This window comes from Variovorax sp. E3 (assembly GCF_016082275.1).
In the GTDB taxonomy this organism is placed as follows: domain Bacteria; phylum Pseudomonadota; class Gammaproteobacteria; order Burkholderiales; family Burkholderiaceae_C; genus Variovorax.
Map to the genome: position 1 here is coordinate 1 of NZ_MOWM01000310.1, position 2,356 is coordinate 2,356.

At 68.2% G+C, this 2,356-nt stretch carries 1 protein-coding gene and 1 pseudogene; both read left to right on the top strand.

Features of this window, described 5'->3' with window-relative positions; genetic code table 11:
* Positions 1-25: 25 nt before the first annotated feature.
* Positions 26-1,044 (top strand): annotated as a pseudogene (locus tag BMG07_RS43805) (condensation domain-containing protein); the annotation flags it as partial.
* Between the two features lie 141 nt (positions 1,045-1,185).
* On the top strand, positions 1,186-2,356 hold a 1,171-nt coding region (locus tag BMG07_RS43810; protein WP_269759900.1), incomplete at its 3' end, for an amino acid adenylation domain-containing protein.

Sequence of the window (2,356 nt, forward strand, 5' to 3'; positions counted from 1 at the left end):
GCCGCTTCAATGGGTGGCGCGGCATGTGGAAACGCCGTGGCAGGAGCGCGATGCGCGGGCCGAGGCGAATCCGCGGCAGCTGCTGGACGACTGGGCGCGCGAAGACCTCGCCAAGGGCTTCGACCTCGTGCAGCCGCCACTGACCCGGTTGCTGGCGATCCGTACCGCGCAGCAGAGCCATCACCTGATCTGGACCGCCCACCATCTGTTGCTGGACGGCTGGAGCCTGTCCCGGCTGATGGGGGAGGTGCTGAGCGCCTATGCCGGGGCCGCCCTGCCTTCGCAGCCGGGCCGCTATCGCGACTACATCGCATGGCTGCAGGCACAGGATGCGGCGGTCCATGAGGCGTACTGGCGCGGTCAGCTCGCGCGCCTCGAGGTACCGACGCAGTTGAATCAGGCACTGCCCAAACCGGCGGCGGAACCGGGACACGGCCGCTGCGTCCGGACGCTGGACCTTGCGCAAACGCAACGCCTGCTGGCCTTCGCGCGGACCGAGCGCGTCACGGTCAACACACTGGTGCAGGCCGCGTGGGCATTGCTGCTGGCCCGCCACACGGGCCATCGCACCGTGAGCTTCGGCGTCACGGTGGCCGGCGCCCGACCGAGCTGCGTGGCGCCGACCAGGTGCTGGGCCTGTTCATCAATACCTTGCCGATGATCGTCGGCATCGAACCCGGCCGGCCGGTGGGCGACTGGCTGCGCGCGCTGCAGGCGCAGAACCTGGCCTCGCGCGAGCATGAGCACACGCCGCTGCACGAGATCCAGCGCTGGGCCGGACAGGGCGGCGGACAGGCGCTGTTCGACAGCATCGTGGTGTTCGAGAACTATCCGGTCGATCAGGCGTTGAGAGGCAATTCACCGGGGGGGCTGCGCTTCGGCGACATCGCACACAGCGAGGAAAGCAACTACCCGATGACGCTGGTCGTGCGCCAGGCCGACACGCTGGGCCTGCAGTTCGGCTTTGCGCGCGACAGCTTCGGCGAGCAGGCGGCATCCGCCATCGCCGACCGGATGCTGCAACTGCTGCTGCAACTGGTCGAGGCGAAAGCGTCGAGCCTGGACGGTCTCGAGTTGCAGGACCCGGTGGCCCGCCAGGCCCTGCAGCCCTGGGGCGCCGAACGGGCGCAGTGGCCGATGGCCGATGACGCGTCGCTGCATGGCCTGTTCGAGCAGCAGGCGCGCATGCGTCCGCAGGCCGTCGCGTTGGTCTTCGGTGCCCACCGCCTCAGCTATGCGGAACTCAATGCGCGGGCGAACCGGTTGGCGCATCGCCTCGTCGGGCTGGGCGTACGGCCCGAGGCCCGTGTCGGCCTGGCCGTGGAGCGCGGCATCGACATGGTGGTGGCGCTGCTGGCGATTCTGAAGGCCGGCGCCGCCTATGTGCCGCTGGACCCGGCTTATCCAGCCGAGCGGCTGGCCCACATGATGGAAGACAGCGGCATCGCGCTGCTGCTGACGCACAGCGAGGTCTTGCCCGGCCTGCCGCCCTGCGGTTCGGGCGTGCGCGTCGTGGCACTGGACACACTCGACCTGCAATCCGAGCCTGCCCATGATCCGGCGGTGCCGCAGCATGCGGACCAGCTGGCCTATGTCATCTACACCTCCGGGTCGACCGGCAAGCCCAAGGGTGCCCAGTTGTGTCACCGCCAGGTGGTGCGGCTGCTGAGCGCGACGCAAGACTGGTTCGGTTTCGGCGCGAACGATGTGTGGACCCTGTTCCACTCCTATGCCTTCGACTTCTCGGTCTGGGAGCTGTTCGGCGCCTTGTGCCACGGCGGGCAGCTCGTGGTGGTGCCTTTCTGGATCAGCCGTTCGCCCGATGATTTCCTGGCCCTGCTGCGCGAGCATCGGGTCACGGTGCTGAACCAGACGCCCTCGGCCTTCCGTCAACTGATGACCGCGCGAGGGCTCTACGAAGAGGGTGGCTTGTCGCTGCGGCATGTGATCTTTGGCGGTGAGGCGCTGGAGCCTCAGAGTCTTCGGCCCTGGATCGAGCACTTCGGTGATGCGCAGCCTCGGCTGATCAACATGTACGGCATCACGGAGACGACCGTCCACGTGACCTATAGGCCCATCACCACGCTGGACCTCGAGGTGCCGCGCAGCCCGGTCGGGGTGAACATTCCAGACCTGGGAATGCACGTGCTGGATCCCGATCTGCATCGGGTGCCGGTGGGCTGTGCCGGTGAGTTGTATGTGTCGGGTGCCGGTCTTGCACGCGGGTACCTGAACCGAAGCGGGTTGACGGCGCAGCGCTTCATCGCGGACCCGTTCGACGGGAAGGGCGGGCGGCTGTACCGCACGGGGGACCTGGTGCGCTGGCGCGAGGACGGTCAGCTGGAGTACCTGGGGC